The following is a 19,249-nucleotide window of genomic DNA, read 5'->3' as shown; positions in this document are numbered from 1 at the left end:
TTCATTCAATGCAGCCACTCCGCTTGAGCTGCAATTAGTGAGAAAGTAACTATGCAAACTAATCCTCTCGATGGCCTGCACGACATCATAGCGCCTAGCCAAGTGAGCATCTGGCCGCTTGCACCGGCATGGTGGGTTATTATTGCGCTGCTGAGCGTACTCGTGGCTGCTTCGGCTTACTGGCTGTATAAACGCTATCAATTTAACAAAGCGAAACGTTACGCTATACAGCTTAGTCAACAACACGAAAGTGCTCAGCAACTGCATATTATTTTAAAGCGCTTAGTCATTGCCTATTACGACAAACGCTTGGCCGCGCAAGCCACCGCTGCGTGGTGCACTACGTTAACAACCTTGACGGGGATAACGTTTAGTGAACAAGAAATTTTAAGTATTTATAACCAAACCGCCCCAGATACGGCGCTGTGTAATAAGTTTCGCCAAGGCATTAAACAATTTAAACTAAAGGAAGTTGTTCATGTTTGAATTTAGCTGGCCGTGGCTGTTTTTATTGCTGCCATTGCCGATACTGCTGCGATTATTAAAGCCGCGGGCCAGTGGCACGCAAACGCGGTTACGCATTCCTGGCTTTGCCACGCACAACCTTAGCAGCCAACAGCGTGAGCCCATGGGCTCGCAGTTAACCCTGTTTGAATGGCTTATTTGGCTGTTATTAGTCATTGCAGCGGCAAACCCAACTTGGTTAGATGAGCCTATTGCTCTGCCAAGCGAAGGTCGCGATATTATGCTGGCCGTTGATTTATCCGGCTCTATGACCGAACAAGATATGGCCTACAATGGCCAATATGTTGATCGGCTCACCATGGTAAAAGCGGTGTTAAGCGATTTTATTGAGCAGCGCCAAGGTGATCGCCTCGGACTCATTTTATTTGCCGACACCGCGTTTTTGCAAACGCCCCTAACTCGAGATGTAAAAACGGTGAGTAAAATGCTCTCGGAAGCTCAAATTGGCTTAGTGGGTCGCGCCACCGCAATTGGCGATGCATTGGGCTTGTCGGTAAAACGCTTTGCCAATAAAGATAAAAGTAACCGCATTGTGGTACTGCTTACCGACGGTAAAAATACCGCGGGAAATTTAACCCCCGAAGATGCCCTATTACTGGCTCGCGATGCCGGTATTAAGGTGTATACCATAGGGGTAGGCTCTGATAACCCGCGTGGTTTCAGTTTATTTAATATGGGCGGCATGAGTGGCGACAATATCGATGAGAGCCTATTAAAGCGTATTTCCGAGCAAACGGGTGGGCTTTATTTTAGAGCTAAAGACGTCGCTGGGTTGCAACAAATATACGCTGAGCTTGATAAACTCGAGCCTATTAGCGCCGATGAACAATCCTTTCGCCCACTGACGTCGCTATTTTATTACCCGTTACTGCTGGCTACGTTATTAATTAGCTTAAAAAGTGTGTTCACAACAGTACGTAATTTACGGGAGCCAAATTAATGGATTTCGAATTTATTCGCCCTGCGCTGTTATGGCTGCTGCCTGTTGCTGCGGCGTTGTTTTTTATAGCATTAATTAAACAGAAAAAAACCAGCAGTGGGCAGTTAATTGCTCCGCATTTAGCGCAGTTTGTGCTTAACGATGAGCAGCATAATAGTCGCCAGCCGCTGTGGTTAGTGGCGCTTTTTTGTAGCTTAGCCATTATCTTTAGCGCTGGGCCAAGCTTTGAAAAAAAACAAGTGCCGGTGTACCAAAGTAAAAATGCGCGAGTCATGGTCATGGATATGTCTTACTCTATGTACAGCACCGACATTTCGCCCAATCGTTTGGTGCAGTCGCGCTTTAAAGCGCTCGACATGATTGAATTATTTAAAGAAGGTGATACTGCGTTGATAGCCTATGCCGGCAGTGCTTATACCATTTCGCCGCTCACTAACGATGCCACCACGCTGGAAAACCTGATCCCCAGTTTAAGTCCTGAGATCATGCCCGATAAAGGCTCTAACGTATTAGCCGCGCTAGAAATGGCGCAAACACTGTTAAAGCAAGCGGGTTACCTTGATGGTGATATTATTTTAATTACCGATGGCATTGAGCAGCAAGAATATAATGAGGTTACAGACTTTATTAACAGCAGCGCTTATCGGCTAAATATTTATGGGATTGGTACCGCTCAAGGTGCACCGATACAATTACCCGAGGGAGGCTTTTTAAAAGACCGCTACGGACAAATCGTTATTCCCACTCTCAATGCCAAGCAATTACAACGTTTAGCAGCAAACAGCGGCGGTAAATTTGCCCGCTACCAACCCAGTAGCGTTGATATTGCCACTTTTGCGCCGCGAGCCAATGGTGAGTTGTTAAAAGATGATACACCGAGTCACGCTCTGTGGCGTATTGATGCGGGTATTTATGGCTTGTTACTATTACTGCCGATGGCACTGTATTTATTTAGACGTGCGGCATTTGTAGGAGCGGTGTTATTCATCGGCTTTTTACCCCCAGTACCTGCCTACGCACTTGAGCTACCAACGCTGTTAAAAAATGCCGACCAACGTGCACTTACTGCGTATCAAAATAAAGACTATCAACAAGCAGCTCAGGCACAATCGAGCCAATTAAAAGGCGCTGCGTTGTATCAACAAGGTCAGTTTGAGGCCGCACTAAAGGCGTTTAGTGAGGATAAATCGGCAACCGGGTTTTATAACTATGCGAATGCGCTGGCAAAAGCAGGCCAGCTCGAAGCGGCGATTGCCGCCTATGAAAAAGCGCAAGCAATGCAGGCTAACTTCACCGAGGCCGCCGATAATCAAGCATTGGTTGAGCAATTGTTGCATCAACAACAGCAGCAACAGCAGCAACAGCAAGGTGATGAGTCGCAACAGCAAGACAACGCCCAGCAGGATCAGCAACAAAACCCGCAAAACGCAGCGCAAAATGAGTCAACTGCTGAGCAAGATAAGCAGTCTGGTGAAAACGACAGCCAAAGCCAAACTGACGCGAATTCCGAGGGCAGCCCTGAGCAATCAGAGCAAGGTCAAGCTGAGCAGCAAAACCGGCCAGAAATGCAAGCTGAGTCACAAAATGCACCACAGCAACAAGCGCAACCAGCAACTGATGACACCGAGCAAGCAGCGGCTGCACCCGCTGAGAACGACGCCAGTTTAAATCAGCAGCAACACAATGCACAGCAACAAGCGCAGGCCGTAAATGCCAGTGAACTCAGTAATGAAGAGAAAGAAAAAGCACAGCAGCTTAACCAATTACTGCGCAAAGTGCCCGACGATCCGGCCATTTTATTACGTAATAAAATGCAATTGGAAGCCCAAAAGAGACAATATCAGCGCCGCCCGGCAGGAGTAGAAAAATCATGGTAATGCGATTATTTTGTTGTTTATTGCTATTAACTGCGATGCCATTAATGGCTGCCACTAAACTCGAAGCCAGTGTCGATAAAAACCCCGTGCTAGTGGGCGAATTTTTTACCCTCAGTATTACTGTCGACGATACCATTAAAAACCAGCAACCTGACACCTCTGCTTTATTACAAGATTTTGTGGTGGGCCCAACCAGTTTAAGCACACGCACTAACATTATAAATGGCAGTATACAAAAACAAACCACTTGGTCGGTTAAACTAATGTCGCGCACGGCCGGTGAATACACCATTCCGGCCTTTAAGGTTGCCGGTTTAAGCTCTGAGGCCATTACCTTAACTGTTGCCAAACGCGCGGTGGATGGCGATAAAAATAATGACATATTTATCAAAACACAGCTGTCGAGCGATGCGCTGTTTGTGCAAGAAGCCGGTGTATATACCGTTAAACTGTATTTAGCAAAAGAATTACTGGATGGCAGCTTAAGCACGCCAAGTATGGCCGATGCCCAGCTATCGCAGTTAGGTAAGCAAAGCGAAGCGTACGAATTAGTTGATGGCAAACGCTATTTAGTGATCACCCGTGAATATTTAATTCAGCCGCAAAAAAGTGGCGACTACACCATTACTGGGCCGACGTTTCAAGGTCGTATACAGCAAAACTACCGTCAACTTGAAGTGTCGGCGCTGGGCGATGACCAGCAAATAACCATCAAACCGATTCCTAGCAACTATCATGGCGATTGGTTACCCAGTGAGTTGGTGAGCTTAGACGAGCAGTGGCAACCCGAAGATAATGAAGTTGAAGTGGGCACACCGATTACGCGCACCATTACCTTAACGGCGCTGGGTGTAACTAAGGAGCAGTTACCCGCTATTTCACTGCCCACAATCAAAGGGATTCGCAGCTACCCCGATCAACAAGAAACCAATAACGCAGTGCGTAGCGGCCGAGTGGTGTCGCAACAAGTTGCCTCTTATGCTTTGTTACCGCAAACACCGGGCACCTATACACTACCGGAAATAACGTTACCTTGGTATAACACTAAAATGAATCGCATTAGTTACGCGACCTTGCCACAGCGCACGCTGATTGTTAAGCCTAGTAGTGCCATCGATAATTCGGTGGCAACCAATCCCCCACCCAACAGTGCAAATCTCACGACGCCAGCCACAAATCCGCCGTCAGCTGCGCGCGAGGTGACAACGCAGCCACAAAGCCACACCCCGCTGTGGTTAATTCTTGTTGCGGCGGTAGGTTATATTTTATGGATAGTCACTGCAATTTTTTATTACTTAAGCCGTTCTACTGCTAAGCACGCAAAAACAACGGTGAGCGCCGCGACTAACAACGCCGCTAAGCCGAGTTTAAAGGCGCTGTCAAATGCCGCTAAGGCAAATGATACTACCCAGTTTTATAGTGCACTAACAGCCTATGCAACCGCAGTAACGGGGCAACAGGTCGGCGCAATTGACAGCTTGTGTCAGCAGCTCAATCAGCCCGCGTTCACGCGCGATGTGCAGCAACTGCAAGCACAGCTATATGGTTGCAACGGTGCCACTCATGCTAATTTAACGGCTATAGTTAAGGTGCTTAGCAGCGATAAAACACGCGAATTAACGTCGCCACACGCGGTATTAAAAGACCTTTATCATTAAAGCAAATAATGTGCGGTTTTTTATTATTAAAAAATAACGTTATAACGATAAAAAGTAGTTTATGTTTGGAAATAAAAAATCGCATGGTCAGGTCTTAATCGATATGGCGCAAAAGCAACAGCGTTATGAAGCCTTGGTGCATGTTTACCACAAAGAGCTTTATCGCTTTGCATATTGGTTATGTCACGATCCACATATTGCCGATGACTTAGTGCAAGAAACGTTTTTGCGCGCATGGCGCTCGCTTGACGCTTTATTAGATCAAAAAGCGGCAAAATCGTGGTTACTGACCATTTTGCGCCGTGAAAACGCACGGCGCTTTGAGCGCAAACAATTTGATTACAGCGATGTAGAGCAAAACGACCTAGTTGATCAGCAGTGTCACTCATTAGATGATGAAATGGAGCAAACCGTGATCCAACGTCAAATCGCGCAATTATCTGCTGAATATAAAGAGCCGTTATTGTTGCAAGTGGTGATGGGCTGCTCGGGCGAAGAAATAGCCCAAATACTCGATTTAAATAAAAATACCGTAATGACTCGTTTGTATCGCGCCAGAAATCAGCTAAAAGAGGCGTTAAGCCGTAACGATGGGCAACTTAAAGGAGCATCAAAATAATGGATGAACTTGAGTTTCGTCGCCGCACCACGGCGCAGCCACACGCTATTGACAAACAACTCAGTGAATTTGCTAAAAGCAACGCTGAGCGACAACGGTTTATAAATGAAATGAAAGATTTTGATCAGCAATTACACAATGCAGTAAATGATATTACACTGCCAGAAAACCTTGCCGAGCGTATTTTACTCACTACCTCATTACAAGAACAAGCCCAGCAACAGCAGCAAACACGCAACAAGGTGCTCAATTCGCGCGTTACTTTTATGCGCGCACCACTGGCCATAGCAGCGTCGTTTATTGCGCTATTAACGGTGCTTTTTTTCAGCGGCCAGCAAGATCATGCACTTACCTCAGCAGGGCAACATGCACTCACCCATGTCTACCACGAAATAAGTGCCATGGATAAACACGCCACTATTAGCCTAGATAGCGTCAACGAAAAACTTGCCACGATTGGAGGCTATATTGATGAGTTACCGGGTAAAATTAGCTTTGCTATGTTCTGTGATTTTAAAGGTGAACGCGGGTTGCATTTAGTTTTCGAGTCTGACTTTGGCCCGATGACAGTGTTTATTGTACCTAACAAAAAGCAGTCATTTGGCTTTGGCGAAAATAGCTTTCACGATGAACGTTTTGCCGGTTACATTAATCGCGGCAACCAGGCCGATACTATTTTAATTGCCAATACCGGCGCGCCCATTGATGTTTATAATCGGCGCATTAGCAATGCCATTCGTTGGCTTTAATAGAGTTGCTGCAAATTTAGCGCTTAGTGAGCACTAAGCGCTTTTTTATAACCACTCACTGCATGCAAATTGTTGCGCAATTTATAAGCAAACCAATTGATAATTAAATACTTTCATTACCCTCTTCGATAAATTTCATTATAATCTGCATTCGCTTAAATTTAAGGAATTCCATGAAGAACATCATAGTTATAATGTCATTACTGGCGTTACTGTGCACCGCTAGTTTTGAGGCTCACGCACGTAAAAAGTTTGGTAGTAGTAAACGTGGCAGCACACCGACAACACAGCAAACAGCACAAAAACAACAAGCCGATAGTAAAACATCGACCGCAGCCCCTGCTGCAGCGAAATCAAATAAAAAAGGCATTATGGCTGGCGTATTAGGCGGGTTATTAGCCGGTGGTTTAATTGCCGCTATGCTAGGCGATAACTTTGAAGGTTTTCAGCTACTTGAAATGATTTTACTGGCTGGGGGCGCGTTTATTTTATTTAAATTAATCAGTGGCTTTATGCGGGCAAGGCAATCTCCCCAATTAGCCAATGCCGGTATGTCACCACCCGCGTTTAAACAAGCAGCTACTGAGCAAACAGCCAGTCCATCTGGCTTTGCCGCTCATGCTACAAGCACTGAGCAAGTGCCGTTTAATTTACCGGCTGATTTTGATAGCAACGGCTTTTTACAAGGTGCACGTAGCCATTACCATACGCTACAAACGGCGTGGAATGACGCTGACTTCAGCACCATGGCAGAGTACTTAAGCCCTGAACTGCTTGCTGAATATAAAGCAGAGCGTGAAGCAATTGACAGTGTCGCCACCGAGGTGATGTTCATTGATGCTGAATTAGTACGCGCCGATACACTCGCGGATAAATGGCAAGTTAGTGTGCGCTTCAAGGGTAAGTATCGTGACTTAGGCGATAAACAAGAGCAGCCTATTTTAGAAGTTTGGCACTTAGAGCGATTAGCGATTAACGATGCACCGTGGTTAATTGTCGGTACTGAAGATTTAATTGATGCCTAGGTGCTAGGTATTAGGTCTAGGTCTAGGTCTAGGAAAAATAAAACCGCACTAACCTAAGGTTGTGCGGTTTTTTTTATTATCTCTTTTTAATGTATCGCTATTACGCTTTACAAACGTCGGCGACTGCATTGGCAAAGTAATCGATATTAGCTTTACTAATGCCTGCTACGTTAACACGGCTTGAACCAACAATGTAAATACCATAGTCTTTTTGTAGACGTGCTATTTGCTCTTTATTAATCCCTAAGAACGAGAACATACCGTGTTGACGGTCAATGAAAGAAAAGTCTTGCGCGATGTCTTTGTTCGCTAATGTTTCTTTAATTAAGCTACGTAAGCCATTAATACGGCCGCGCATTTCATCAAGCTCTTGATGCCACATTTGAGTAAGCTCAGTGCTGCTTAAAATAGTACTAACAATGTCGGCACCATGTGCTGGCGGCATTGAGTATATACTACGCACCACACTCAGTAATACTGAGTTTGAAATATCCGCTGTTGCGCTGTCTTTGGCAATAATCGAACACGCACCAATACGTTCGCGGTATAAGCCAAAGTTTTTCGAGCACGAAGAACAAATAATTAACTCTTCTACTGCGTCGGCTAAAATACGTAAACCACGCGCATCTTCTTCAAGTGAAGAGCCAAACCCTTGGTACGCAATATCAACTAATGGTGTAAAGCCTACTTCTTTGGCAAGCTCAGCAACGGTATGCCACTGCGTTTCGTTTAAGTCCATACCACTTGGGTTATGACAACATGCATGCAATAACACCACATCACCTTTCGGCACTTGTTTTAGGGTATTTATCATCTCATCAAATAATAAATCTTTGTTTTCGTAATCGTAGTATGGGTATTCTTTTACGGTTAAGCCCGCCGCTTCAAATAAGCTAATATGATTAGCCCACGTTGGATTGGTCACCCACACAGTTGCTTTTGGGTTGCAACGCATCACAAATTCAGCTGCAACACGTAATGCCCCGGTGCCGCCTGGTGCTTGTGCAGTACGTACACGATTTGCTAATAAGGCCTGATGTTCGCCAAGTAATAAGCTTTCCATTTTTTGGCAGTAATCTAAATTACCCGCTAAACCTATGTATGCTTTACTGATTTCATTTTCTAGGCGAAAGGCTTCGGCTTTTTTCACTGCTTTAAGCACTGGTGTATTACCAAACTCATCTTTATATACACCCACCCCTAAATCAATTTTATTCGGGTTAGTGTCTTGTTTATAAGCCGCCATAAGGCCAAGAATAGGATCTGTAGGTAATGGTTTTAATACTGAGAACATGGACTATCTCTTATCATTATTTGGGGGTTGCTGTGAGCTTTAGCTTATCATAAAAATGCGCCCAATTGACCAGTGTTATTTACACTAGATATTGAGGAATTTTAATACAAGCAGCAATTAACACACTTAGCGTAGTTTGATTGAAAAAATCGCTATTAAACGCCTCCGCATCAATAATACCTACGCATGCATTATGCTGATCAAATAGCGGTAAACACACCTCAGATTTAACCTTAGGATCGCAGGTATAATACTCTCCGCCTTGGGCTAAGTATTGCTGCACATTATTAATAATGCGCCCTGTTTTTGATAACGCCACTTGCACATTATTACTGCCCGTAGCAAAGGCTGCTGTTAAGGGAAATAATGGTCTACTCGGTGCGCCATAATAAGCCAGCTTTAACAGTTGTGGCCCCTGCGCCGTGTCTGTGGTTTGATAAATACCAAACCAGTCTACGCCCGTGTACTCACGTACAAAATCAACAATACGCTGTAAGTTAGCGAGTTTTAGCTCAGTTTGCTGATCCTGGTTAAGGTGATCGGACAACTTAAATGGCTCCGCTTGTAAATGACCAAATAAGCTACACGCGCCCCCCTCTCCCAACTCAGGGATCAGATACTGCCAACGCACATCGGGTAGCACACTGTGTAAAAAATAGTGATCCAGCTTGTCTACAGCTGCTGCAATTAAATTGGCGTCAACGTCTAGTTGAGCGTGTTGCAAATAGGAATCTATCATTTGGCCATCCATACTTCTGCGCGTCTATTTAACAAATGGTAGCATGGATATTTTTACAGCGCTAGCTCAACGTGTAGCGTATTTCAACTTGATTGCCTTGTGCATTGTAACTAACCTTTGCAGCGACCTCATCGAGCAGTGGCAAGCCGCGACCAAATTCTGCACACTCACTAAACAGGCTATTGGTTTGGCTTACAAAGCCTTCCCCTGAGTCACGCAGCATAAAGTTTAAACTCAAACTTGCTGGGCAGTAACTAACTTCAATATCAATTTGCGCTTCATTGAGTTCGGCCAGCGCCTGTTCACGCAGTTCGTAGTATTTAAAAAAGCCGTCATCTTGGCGTTTTATTTGCGAGTCTAACCCCAGCACACCGTGATCGAGGGCATTGTTATACGCTTCTGAGAGCAATAAAAATATATTGGCACGATGAGCTTTTAAGCCACTGATCCGGCATAACATATTAACTACATCATACACAGGATCAGTGGTTTTAATTTGCTCACAGTTGAGCGTTAATGAGAGGTTAAATGCCAAGCGTGAAAACTCTTCGCTGGCTTGCTGGCTTGCTTGCAGTGGCAAACAATTAAGTAACACAATACTAATATCGTCTTGCTGTTTTATGCCCTCTGCAAAGCGAGAAACACAGTTAACAATATCTGCGCTGCTGATCATCGGGGTACTTTTTAGTGCTTCGATAAAGCGCTGCTCACCAAACAAACACCCCTGTTGATTGTGAGTTTCTATAATACCGTCAGTACTCATGACTAAACGCGTATCACTGTTTACCTCTAAGTGAACCACCTCATGCTCAAACTCCTCATTATTGAGGATCCCCAGTGCCATATGTTGCGATTCTAAAGTTTGTTTTATCTGCCCTTGGCAATCGATTAAGTAAGTATCGGGGAGACCACCTAACCAAGCGGTAATACTTTTACCCGACGCACTGAGTTCTATAATGGTCGCAGCACAAAACATATCCCCCGGGAGTAAGTTATACAATAATGAATTTAACTCTCGCGCAATGTCGTGCACCGCCATGCCCTTATTCACCATAGTATAAAACACCCGTGACAATGGAAGCGCGCCGATAGCGGCGGCTAAGCCATGGCCAGTGAAGTCGCCGAGCATGCAATATAAATTGCCAATCGGACTTTGCGCCACCAAAAACATATCGCCATTAAACATGGTTGCAGGAGTTAAGTTGTAATCAAGATGGGTTTTAAATTGATGTTGGTTTTCTAGGGAGTTATTAAAAATATGCTCAATAATTTCATATTCTCGTTGACGCTGATTGTGATGATATTCCAGCTGTCGTTTTTGTTGATAGGTTTTTTTACTCAGTTCACGGGTTCTACAGTGGGCTTTAATTTTTGCGTGGAGAATTATTTTTTCAAACGGCTTTTGAATAAAGTCATCGCCACCCACCGCTAAGCAGCGTTCAAAGCTTGCATGATCATCCAATGCGGTAATAAAAATGATCGGTAGATAAATTTCATTGAAACGTTGTTTAATAATTGCAGCGGCTTCAAAACCATCCATCACCGGCATTAATACATCGAGTAAAATAATGTCTATGCTTACCTTATCGAGCACTTCCAGTGCCGCCACGCCATTAAACGCCAGCGACACTTTATATCCTTCTTGTTCTAGTAACTTTTTTAGTAAAATGCGATTTAACGCTTGGTCATCAACAACTAAAACGTGGATCATTAGTTAATATCAAACTTTTTATCGAACCGAGATATTTGCAATATTTTTTTTAATTGCGGCTGGCAGTTACTGATCTCAATGCTATTAACTTGTGCTTCTATGTTTTTTTGCATATTGAGTAACATACCTAAAGCCGAACTATCCATGTAATCGGTGTCTCTTAAATCGACAATCACTTTACTGGTTTTTTGGCTGATTTCTGCATACGCTTGGCGAAAAGATTGCACTAAATTAAAATCGAACTTGCCGCTAATATAAATCGTTAATGTCGCACCATCTGCTGATACACTCTTGGATAAACTCATCTTTTTTCCCTGATTTTATTTTCTTTAGTTAATATAACCTGATAAAACTATTTAGCAAAAAGAAAAACATCAATTCACAAATTTGCTATTATTTAGCCCAGTGTTTGATTCAATTTTTCGATAGGTTAATTATGAGTGATAGTCGCTTAGTATATTCAACAGAAACAGGGCGTATAGAGCAACCCAAGCCGGAAAAAGAATTGCCCGGTAAACTATTTAAAGATGGCTTTGTGCGCATTGAACGTCAAACTAAAGGCCGTAAAGGCAAAGGGGTGATGTTAGTAGTAGGCGTTGATCCGCAGCAGCATGAGCTCAAAAAGCTGGCTAAAACCCTGAAAAGTAAAATGGGGCAAGGCGGCGCCGTGAAAGACGGCGTTATTGAAGTGCAAGGCGATGATCGCGATAAATTAAAAGCTATTTTAGAAAGCTTAAGCTTTAAAGTTAAAATTGCGGGTGGTTAACCCGCAATTTAGTTTTGTTACTATTCCACCTCTTGCTCTGCTGATAACGCCAAGCGCTGGTACAGTGCCGGTAAGTCACTTTCTGGTACCGGTGGGCAAAAGTAATACCCTTGTACTATAAAGCAATTATTACTTTTCAAAAACTCAACCTGCTCACGTGTTTCAACGCCTTCGGCAACCACATCTAGTTTTAGTTTTTGCGCCATTGCAATGATGGCAGCAGTGATCTCGGTATCGTTACTGTCGCCCGGTATGTCTTTCACAAATGAGCGATCTATTTTAAGAATATCCACCGGAAAACGTTTTAAATAACTCAGTGACGAATAGCCAGTACCAAAATCATCAATAGAAATGGAAATCCCCAGTGTTTTTAATTGGTGTAATTGGCTAATAGCGGCCTCTACATTCCCCATCAACATACTTTCGGTTAATTCTAAATGTAAACTGGTTGCTGAAACGCCGGTTTCGCTAATGATCTCACTTAAGCGCGGCACTAAGCTGGCATCTTTGAACTGTCGTGCCGATAAATTAATTGAAATATTACTTACCTTCCCCTGCTGCTCAAGTCGCACTGCAAATTCACAGCCTTGTTGTAATACCCATTCTCCCAACTCAACAATTAACCCTGTTGCCTCTGCAATCGGAATAAACTTAAAGGGTGAAATAGCGCCTTTGATTGGGTGGAACCAGCGCAGTAACGCCTCGTAACCGACAATTTGATGAGTGCGGCAATCTATCTGCGGTTGATAGTGAATTGTGAGTTGTTTTTCTTTAATCGCGTAACGTAATTCGTTTTCTATAAATAACCGCTCATTGGCTGCAGCGTTCAGTTCTTGGCTATAGAAATGATAGGTATTACGCCCTTTCGCTTTCGCTTCATACATAGCCAGGTCGGCATGCTTTAATAGCTGGTCTTCTTCTTTGCTATCAAATGGTGCCATGGTAATACCAATGCTGGCGCTGATAATCACTTCATTACTGCCAAGCATGATCGGTTCATTGAGGGTTTTTTGTATTGTGTGTGCAACCTCTGCCGCATGCGCTTGGTGCTCAATGCTACTAAGTAAAATAGCAAATTCATCCCCGCCTAAACGCGCGATGGTATCTTCTGCACGTAAGCGCTTTTTCAGCCTGTTGGCTACTTCAATCAGTAACTGATCCCCCGCATCATGACCTAGCGTATCGTTGATGCGTTTAAATTCATCTAAATCAAAGTAGAATAAGGCAAAAGCATAGTGCCCTCGCTCTGCCAGCGCCATCGACTTTCGTAACTGCATTCTAAAGAAAGTGCGGTTGGCAAGCCCCGTTAAGGTGTCGAAATACGCTAATTGCTCCATTTTACGTTGGCTTTCTTTAACGAAAGAAATATCTTGTGCCGACGCAACGTAGCTGGAAATTTTGCCATCATCATCGCGTATCGGCGAGATACTTAATGACACCCATATAGAAGGTTTATTATCACCTTGAATCAGTGTATCGCCCCGCCAAAAGTTATTTTGCCGTAATTCATAATCTATATCATCAATTAACACCGCCATTTCGCTGGCGATAATGCTCAATAGTGGCGCATTAAGAAAGTGCTGCTCGGGGAAGCAGGTCATTTCCAGCATTTTGGGATTAATGTATTCTATAACAAATTGCTCATTGGTGATCACCACCCCAGTGCCTGAGAAAGACACGGCTTTGGACAAACGTTTAGCCGCTTTTTCTGCAATTTCTTTTTCTAGTATGCGCTGGTTAAGACCATCTATTAGCTTGCCTATCTCAATCGCCATATCTTTAAACGAGCCATTAAGGGTGCCTATCTCATCTTTATTTTCTGGTGGAAACTGAGTATCTAATTGCCCTTGGCCAAAACTGGTTACCGCATACACCAACGTATGCAAACGACGCAGTACCAATTGATCCAGTGCTTGGTGTAATAACAGCGCGACTAGAATTGCGTACAATATAAATAAGCCAAAAAATTTCAGCTTCAAATCTTCTAATGCCGAGAGCGTAGACGAGCGCTGTTGATAAACGCCAACGTACCAATCTAATCCCTCTATTTTGCGAATATTGATTATATGTGCGTTTCCATGCAGGTTAAATGAGCCCGCATATTCAGACTGTTGCATCGTAAGCGCATCATCAACAATGTACTGCAGCTCTTTATCAATAAAATCTTTAGCTAACAACTTTTTCCCGCTTTCACCATAGTGTGCGTAATTAGATGGCGTTAACTTAGGGTGTGCTAATAAGTGTCCTTCACTATCAAACACCATTAAACTTTTTTCTTTACCGCCTATCGGTAATTGCGACAGTAATTGCGCTAGATGAATATCGCTACCCGTAACCCCTAGCAATTCATTATTTTTATAAATGGGCACAATTAAACTGATCAGCCACTGCTGCGACACTTTATCGTAATATGCTTTTGTCCATGCAGCTTGATGCTGGGGGTTAATTTGCGGCTGAGCGTAATTAAAAATATTACTTTGACTAAATAAATAGTCGGCGGGAACATCTAAAGCCCAGTTAGCCGGCGCTATTCTTATAAAGCTGTCTTTAGTGACTAAATAAAAGTTAATAAATTCTTGCGTTAAGGTGGGCGCAATCACGCTCCATAATGTTTCTGAGTCGGTAATGAGTTGTTTATAAAAAGGTGAGTAACTAACTTGGGGAATAAACGCGGCCGAAAGTCCATCCGCTGCGCTGCTACGAATCGAGCCATCTGCGTTAAATTGCAACTTGCTGTTGCTGCTGTTTGCTAACAAAGAAGGGCCATTAAATAACTGCTGACTAACCACTAAATTGGCTTGCTCAGCTACTTTTTGTTTGATCGATATTAAGTTGTTAAACTGCTTCAACAGTAATTCATTGGAGTGTTTTAATATCTCATGCTCTTCAAAAACAAGCTGTTTTTCTTCAGACTTAAGCATTAATACCGCAGCAAACACCCCAGCAATTAAACAAATTGCAGAAATCAACAACGATAGCTTTACGCTCAGTGAATTTATCCCGAACCGAGACGGAGGGCGTCGATAGACCACAAGCCAACCTTATTATTAATAATTATTATTTTTCTATATAGTTAAAATAAATATACCAGATCCAAAATCATATTTATAAATTATTTGTACATTATCCAAAAAAACAAAGTGTTTAAAAATAAATAGCCGTTCACTGCATCTTTCAGCTAAGTGTTATTGACATTAACTGTAACTCTCCATACATTACTAGCATGAATATTATTTACACAGTTACTTTATTTTCGTTTTTTAGCTTCTTTATGTAGGAGAGGCTGAACTGTTTGTGAGATAAAATCAACCGAATAGCAAAGCCTCCCACTTGGGAGGCTTTTTTGTTTTTGCTGTGATAACAGCCTATTTTTTGGAATGAGGAAAGCCAAATGAGCAATGATGTATTGAATGCACTTCGACACGATATCAATGAAATCGATTCCGATTTACTGGTATTATTAGCCAAACGACGCCGTATTAGCCATGGCGTGGTGGAATTTAAAATAGCCAATAATAAACCGATCCGTGATGAAGCGCGCGAACAAGCCCTATTAGAAAAACTCATCGGGTACGGTAAGTCACTCGGATTAGACGCGTATTACGTAAATAATGTGTTTCAAACTATTTTAGAAGACTCAGTGCTTCATCAGCAAGCGATGCTGCAAAGAAACCTTAACCCCGATGTATTAAGCGAAACTCATCGGGTTACTTATTTAGGCGGACAAGGTTCTTATAGTCAACTAGCGTGTCATAAATACTTTAGTCGTCGCCCGGGCAAGTTAATCGAAATTGGCTGTAGCTCATTTGATGAAATAACTGGAAAAGTTGAAAATGGCCAAGCCGACTTTGGCTTACTACCCATTGAAAATACTAGCTCTGGTAGTATTAACGAAGTGTTTGATTTACTACAGCATGCACAAGTCTCTATTGTTGGCGAAGTAACGCACAGCGTTGAGCATTGTTTACTAGCCACTCCCGATACTGAACTGAGCCAGATAACCAAACTATTTGCCCACCCACAGCCATTTGCGCAATGTAGCCGTTTTTTACAAGGCTTAGGTGAGTTACAGCACGAAACCTGTGATTCAACCTCCAGCGCACTGCAATCTGCTTTAAACACGCCAAACAGCGCCGCTATAGGCTCTGCACAGGCAGGCAAAAATGTTGGCTTGGAAGTGATCAAGTCTAATTTAGCAAACCAAAGCGAAAACCACAGTCGCTTTATTGTAGTGGCACGTAAACCGCTACAAGTCTCAAAGCAAATTCCAACAAAAACCAGTTTAATCATGTCAACCAAACAACAGGCTGGCTCATTAGCCGATGCTTTAATGATTTTTAAACAGCATCAAATTAATTTAGTAAAACTTGAATCTCGCCCCACACCCGGTAATCCTTGGGAAGAGGTATTTTACGTAGACTTAGAAGCGAACTTAGCCGATAACCACGTAAAAGATGCGCTTGATGAGCTGAAAGAGCATACTCAGTATGTCCGTATTTTGGGCTGTTATCAAAGTGAGTCACTGCAAGCGGTGAGTGTAAACACGTAATCACAAGCTTAACTTACAGCTTAAAAAGGGCCATCAGGCCCTTTTTTTGTACTATAAACTAAGCCCGTTTTTATTAGTCGAGTACCTTAGCATCATTGGCTTTATTTAATAAACTACGGCTTTGGGTTAAAAACTGGGCTGTTGAGTCTGAAAAGTAGGCCTTTGCCTCGGCAAATGCCTCGATAAGTGCCGGTTTATCCCCTGCTTTTAATTTTTTAAGCGTCGTGGCAAAGGTCTGCTGATATTGATCAAGTAAGCCTTCAACATTATCAAATTGCGCTAACATAATATCTGAGTATAACTCGGGTGATTGTGCAAATAAGCGCCCGACCATCATCAGCTCTAATTGGTAGATAGGCGATGAACAACTGCGCAGCTCAGCGAGTGTATGGCTTTGCTTTGCCAAAAATTGGCCATAAACAAAAGTAGTTAAATGCCGCATCACTTGAATGATCTGCATCGCTTCATCATGTTTTTTCGCATCCAGTTCAACTAATTGGCAACCCCACACCTGCAACTGTGCTAATAAACCTTTGGCGACTTCTGGCTGGCGCCCTTCACATACCACCACAGTTTGTTTAACCCAATGTGAAATATCGGGCCCAAACATTGGGTGTAATCCTACCACGGGGCCACTGTGCGCCGCTTTCAATGCGGTTAATGGTGCTTGCTTTACCGAGGTTATATCTACCAGTAAACAATCGTCATCGAGCTTAGGTAAAGCCGCCACAACGGACTGCAACGCATTAATAGGCACACTGACGAGCACTAACTTAGCGCCCTTAAGAATCGCAGCGGCATTGGCTTGATCTTGTTTGTCTAACGTCTTTACTTCGTAGCCAGAACGTTTAAATTGCTTGGCAAACAGTTGCCCCATGGCCCCTTTTCCACCCACAATAACAATCGGCGATAAATGGGGGGCAGCACAGGCTAACTTAGCTTGTTGGTTTTGATACGCTTCGCGCATCATTCTGCGTAAAATATCTTCTACTAACTCTGGGTTTACGCCTTGATTAATAGCTTCTTGACGACGCGCAGCTAGCAGCTCTGCTTCTCGCTGCGGAGCATGCAACGGTGCGCCCGTTTGCTGCTTAATAGCACCAACCTGCTGAGTAAGACGATTACGTCTAGCAAGTAATGCAACTAGCTGTGCATCGCATTCATCAATCCCCTGTCTTAACTGGGCCAAATCATTTATATTTGCCACTTTCCATACCACCTTGCATACTACTAAAAACGTAAATTTAAATTTACATAAAGTAAACTAATCGATACGTAAAATACTAACAGGAACGCTAGAGCGATAAAAGGCTAAACAGCTAAAAAGATTCCCGCTAAATGGAGGACTCAGTCGAGAACAACGCGCTTAACTTAGCCGTTAGTTTAATCTAGCGCCATCTCTGCCCGCCGCTACTTTGTTTAACGATAAAGAGTAAAGCCGCTGTTAGTTGCATTGCTGTAGCATCACGTTTATCCTATCTAATTCAAATAGTAAACTTACTAAAGCAAGGAAACGTTGTATGGAAGAGATAATAGGCACCGATATAGATGCCTCACAATTATTAGATCAAGCTTTAGCGTTAGTAATGACTTATGCACCTAAGTTAGTGCTCGCTATTGTTACCTTAGTCGTAGGTTTGTGGCTAATAAATCGTTTTGTTGCCGTATTAGACAAAAAACTGGGTCAAAAAGACCCCACGCTTAATACCTTCCTATGTGGGCTCATCAGTGTGATCATGAAAGTCATGTTGCTGATCTCCGTGGCCTCTATGATTGGTATTGCCACCACGTCATTTATTGCGGTAATAGGTGCGGCAGGTCTTGCTGTTGGTCTTGCGCTACAAGGTAGCTTAGCTAACTTTGCAGGCGGTGTGCTGTTACTTATTTTCAAACCATTTAAGGTTGGCGACACCATTGAAGCACAAGGCTTTATGGGCTCGGTAATCGAAATTCAAATTCTGTATACTGTGGTCAATACCTTTGATAACCGCCGTATTGTTATTCCAAACGGGAGCTTGTCAAATGCCACGTTAGTCAATGTGAGTATTTACGATAAACGCCGCTGTGACATGACTTTTGGTATTTCGTATGATGACGACATTGATACCGCCAAGGGTATTTTAAAGCGTCTGTTTGAAGAAGACGAACGCTCATTAACCGATCCAGGGCCGCGCATTGGTGTTGGTAGCCTAGGCGATAACTCGGTAAACCTGATGTTTCGCGTCTGGGTCGCTACCGATGATTTATGGCCGTATTACTGGGATATGCAAGAAAAAGTGAAAAAAGCGTTTGATAAAGAAGGTATCTCTATTCCTTACCCACAACGCGATGTGCATATTCATAACGTAAAATAATGCTTATTAATATCATTAACTAAGCTACAGCTTAGTCTCTAAAAGGGTGCATTGGCGCCCTTTTTATTGCCTTCAACATAGCAACCCGCTTCACTTCATCATCGCGATTCGGTCAACCTGCGCACCGTAATTAACATTACAGCTTTGTTATTATCTTAAACTTGAGCACGCATAGTGAGCGCTGCTGATTGTAAGGGGAATGTCGCTGTGTCGCCTGCACTGATTATTGCAGCACGCGTGTTATCACGGCAGGGGGAAGCTGTAAATTTATACTTATAAAAACCAAAACGGGTTGCAACCTAAAAGGCTGCAACCCGTTTTTTTGCGTTGCTAAACAGCGCGTATTAGTTAAGTTTTTCTCTAATACGTGCAGATTTACCAGAACGCTCACGTAGGTAGTAAAGCTTAGCACGGCGAACTGCACCGCGACGCTTAACTGTTAC

The 19,249-nt window shown here is 43.3% G+C and carries 17 protein-coding genes; 10 read left to right on the top strand and 7 right to left on the bottom strand.

Annotated elements, in window-relative coordinates:
• The first annotated feature begins 51 nt into the window (after positions 1–51).
• From ABYB02_RS06850 to ABYB02_RS06820, 7 genes are all read left to right on the top strand, one after another.
• The gene (locus ABYB02_RS06850; RefSeq protein ID WP_372761719.1) at positions 52–486 is read left to right on the top strand and encodes a DUF4381 domain-containing protein; all 435 of its coding nucleotides are present in this window, start codon (positions 52–54) and stop codon (positions 484–486) included.
• Positions 479–1,465 (top strand): VWA domain-containing protein, encoded by a 987-nt coding sequence (locus ABYB02_RS06845; protein WP_372761718.1) that lies wholly within the window; start codon positions 479–481, stop codon positions 1,463–1,465. Before ABYB02_RS06850 ends, ABYB02_RS06845 begins: the two co-directional genes overlap by 8 nt.
• Positions 1,465–3,342 (top strand): VWA domain-containing protein, encoded by a 1,878-nt coding sequence (locus tag ABYB02_RS06840; protein WP_372761717.1) that lies wholly within the window; start codon positions 1,465–1,467, stop codon positions 3,340–3,342. Before ABYB02_RS06845 ends, ABYB02_RS06840 begins: the two co-directional genes overlap by 1 nt.
• Positions 3,336–5,000 (top strand): BatD family protein, encoded by a 1,665-nt coding sequence (locus ABYB02_RS06835; protein WP_372761716.1) that lies wholly within the window; start codon positions 3,336–3,338, stop codon positions 4,998–5,000. Before ABYB02_RS06840 ends, ABYB02_RS06835 begins: the two co-directional genes overlap by 7 nt.
• Positions 5,001–5,061: 61 nt before the next feature.
• Positions 5,062–5,619 (top strand): sigma-70 family RNA polymerase sigma factor, encoded by a 558-nt coding sequence (locus ABYB02_RS06830; RefSeq protein ID WP_372761715.1) that lies wholly within the window; start codon positions 5,062–5,064, stop codon positions 5,617–5,619.
• Complete coding sequence (locus ABYB02_RS06825) at positions 5,619–6,368, top strand: DUF3379 family protein (protein WP_372761714.1); 750 nt, start codon at positions 5,619–5,621, stop codon at positions 6,366–6,368. The genes ABYB02_RS06830 and ABYB02_RS06825 overlap by 1 nt, the downstream gene beginning before the upstream one ends.
• 173 nt (positions 6,369–6,541) lie before the next feature.
• Positions 6,542–7,393, top strand: coding sequence for a Tim44 domain-containing protein (locus ABYB02_RS06820; protein WP_372761713.1), 852 nt, complete (start codon positions 6,542–6,544; stop codon positions 7,391–7,393).
• A 100-nt stretch (positions 7,394–7,493) separates the two neighbouring features.
• Here the strand turns inward: ABYB02_RS06820 and ABYB02_RS06815 are convergent, their stop codons facing one another.
• The 4 genes from ABYB02_RS06815 to ABYB02_RS06800 form a co-directional block, all read right to left on the bottom strand.
• Complete coding sequence (locus ABYB02_RS06815) at positions 7,494–8,687, bottom strand: amino acid aminotransferase (RefSeq protein WP_372761712.1); 1,194 nt, start codon at positions 8,685–8,687, stop codon at positions 7,494–7,496.
• Between the two features lie 79 nt (positions 8,688–8,766).
• Complete coding sequence (locus ABYB02_RS06810) at positions 8,767–9,426, bottom strand: GAF domain-containing protein (protein WP_372761711.1); 660 nt, start codon at positions 9,424–9,426, stop codon at positions 8,767–8,769.
• A 61-nt stretch (positions 9,427–9,487) separates the two neighbouring features.
• Positions 9,488–11,137 (bottom strand): SpoIIE family protein phosphatase, encoded by a 1,650-nt coding sequence (locus ABYB02_RS06805; protein WP_372761710.1) that lies wholly within the window; start codon positions 11,135–11,137, stop codon positions 9,488–9,490.
• Positions 11,137–11,442, bottom strand: coding sequence for an STAS domain-containing protein (locus ABYB02_RS06800; RefSeq protein ID WP_372761709.1), 306 nt, complete (start codon positions 11,440–11,442; stop codon positions 11,137–11,139). The genes ABYB02_RS06805 and ABYB02_RS06800 overlap by 1 nt, the downstream gene beginning before the upstream one ends.
• A gap of 131 nt (positions 11,443–11,573) precedes the next feature.
• Here ABYB02_RS06800 and ABYB02_RS06795 point away from each other — a divergent pair, with 131 nt between their 5' ends.
• Positions 11,574–11,903: a stress response translation initiation inhibitor YciH gene (locus ABYB02_RS06795; protein WP_372761708.1), complete on the top strand. Its 330-nt coding sequence runs from the start codon at positions 11,574–11,576 to the stop codon at positions 11,901–11,903.
• 20 nt (positions 11,904–11,923) lie between these two features.
• Here ABYB02_RS06795 and ABYB02_RS06790 read toward each other — a convergent pair whose 3' ends face one another.
• Positions 11,924–14,935: an EAL domain-containing protein gene (locus ABYB02_RS06790; protein ID WP_372761707.1), complete on the bottom strand. Its 3,012-nt coding sequence runs from the start codon at positions 14,933–14,935 to the stop codon at positions 11,924–11,926.
• Positions 14,936–15,294: 359 nt separating this feature from the next.
• Here ABYB02_RS06790 and ABYB02_RS06785 point away from each other — a divergent pair, with 359 nt between their 5' ends.
• Complete coding sequence (locus ABYB02_RS06785; protein WP_372761706.1) at positions 15,295–16,452, top strand: chorismate mutase; 1,158 nt, start codon at positions 15,295–15,297, stop codon at positions 16,450–16,452.
• A 73-nt stretch (positions 16,453–16,525) separates the two neighbouring features.
• Here ABYB02_RS06785 and tyrA read toward each other — a convergent pair whose 3' ends face one another.
• Positions 16,526–17,659, bottom strand: a complete 1,134-nt coding sequence (tyrA, locus tag ABYB02_RS06780) for a bifunctional chorismate mutase/prephenate dehydrogenase (RefSeq protein WP_372761705.1) — start codon at positions 17,657–17,659, stop codon at positions 16,526–16,528.
• Between the two features lie 313 nt (positions 17,660–17,972).
• Here tyrA and ABYB02_RS06775 point away from each other — a divergent pair, with 313 nt between their 5' ends.
• On the top strand, positions 17,973–18,806 hold the full coding sequence (locus ABYB02_RS06775) for a mechanosensitive ion channel family protein (RefSeq protein WP_372761704.1): 834 nt from the start codon (positions 17,973–17,975) through the stop codon (positions 18,804–18,806).
• A gap of 344 nt (positions 18,807–19,150) precedes the next feature.
• On the opposite strand, the gene ABYB02_RS06770 is transcribed toward ABYB02_RS06775, so the two are convergent.
• Positions 19,151–19,249 (bottom strand): 50S ribosomal protein L19 (locus tag ABYB02_RS06770; RefSeq protein WP_372761720.1); only part of this gene is annotated, 99 nt, incomplete at its 5' end.

The sequence above is a fragment of the Pseudoalteromonas sp. genome (genome assembly GCF_041613455.1).
Classification (GTDB): Bacteria; Pseudomonadota; Gammaproteobacteria; order Enterobacterales; family Alteromonadaceae; genus Pseudoalteromonas.
This window is presented reverse-complemented; position numbering and strand designations above follow the sequence as displayed.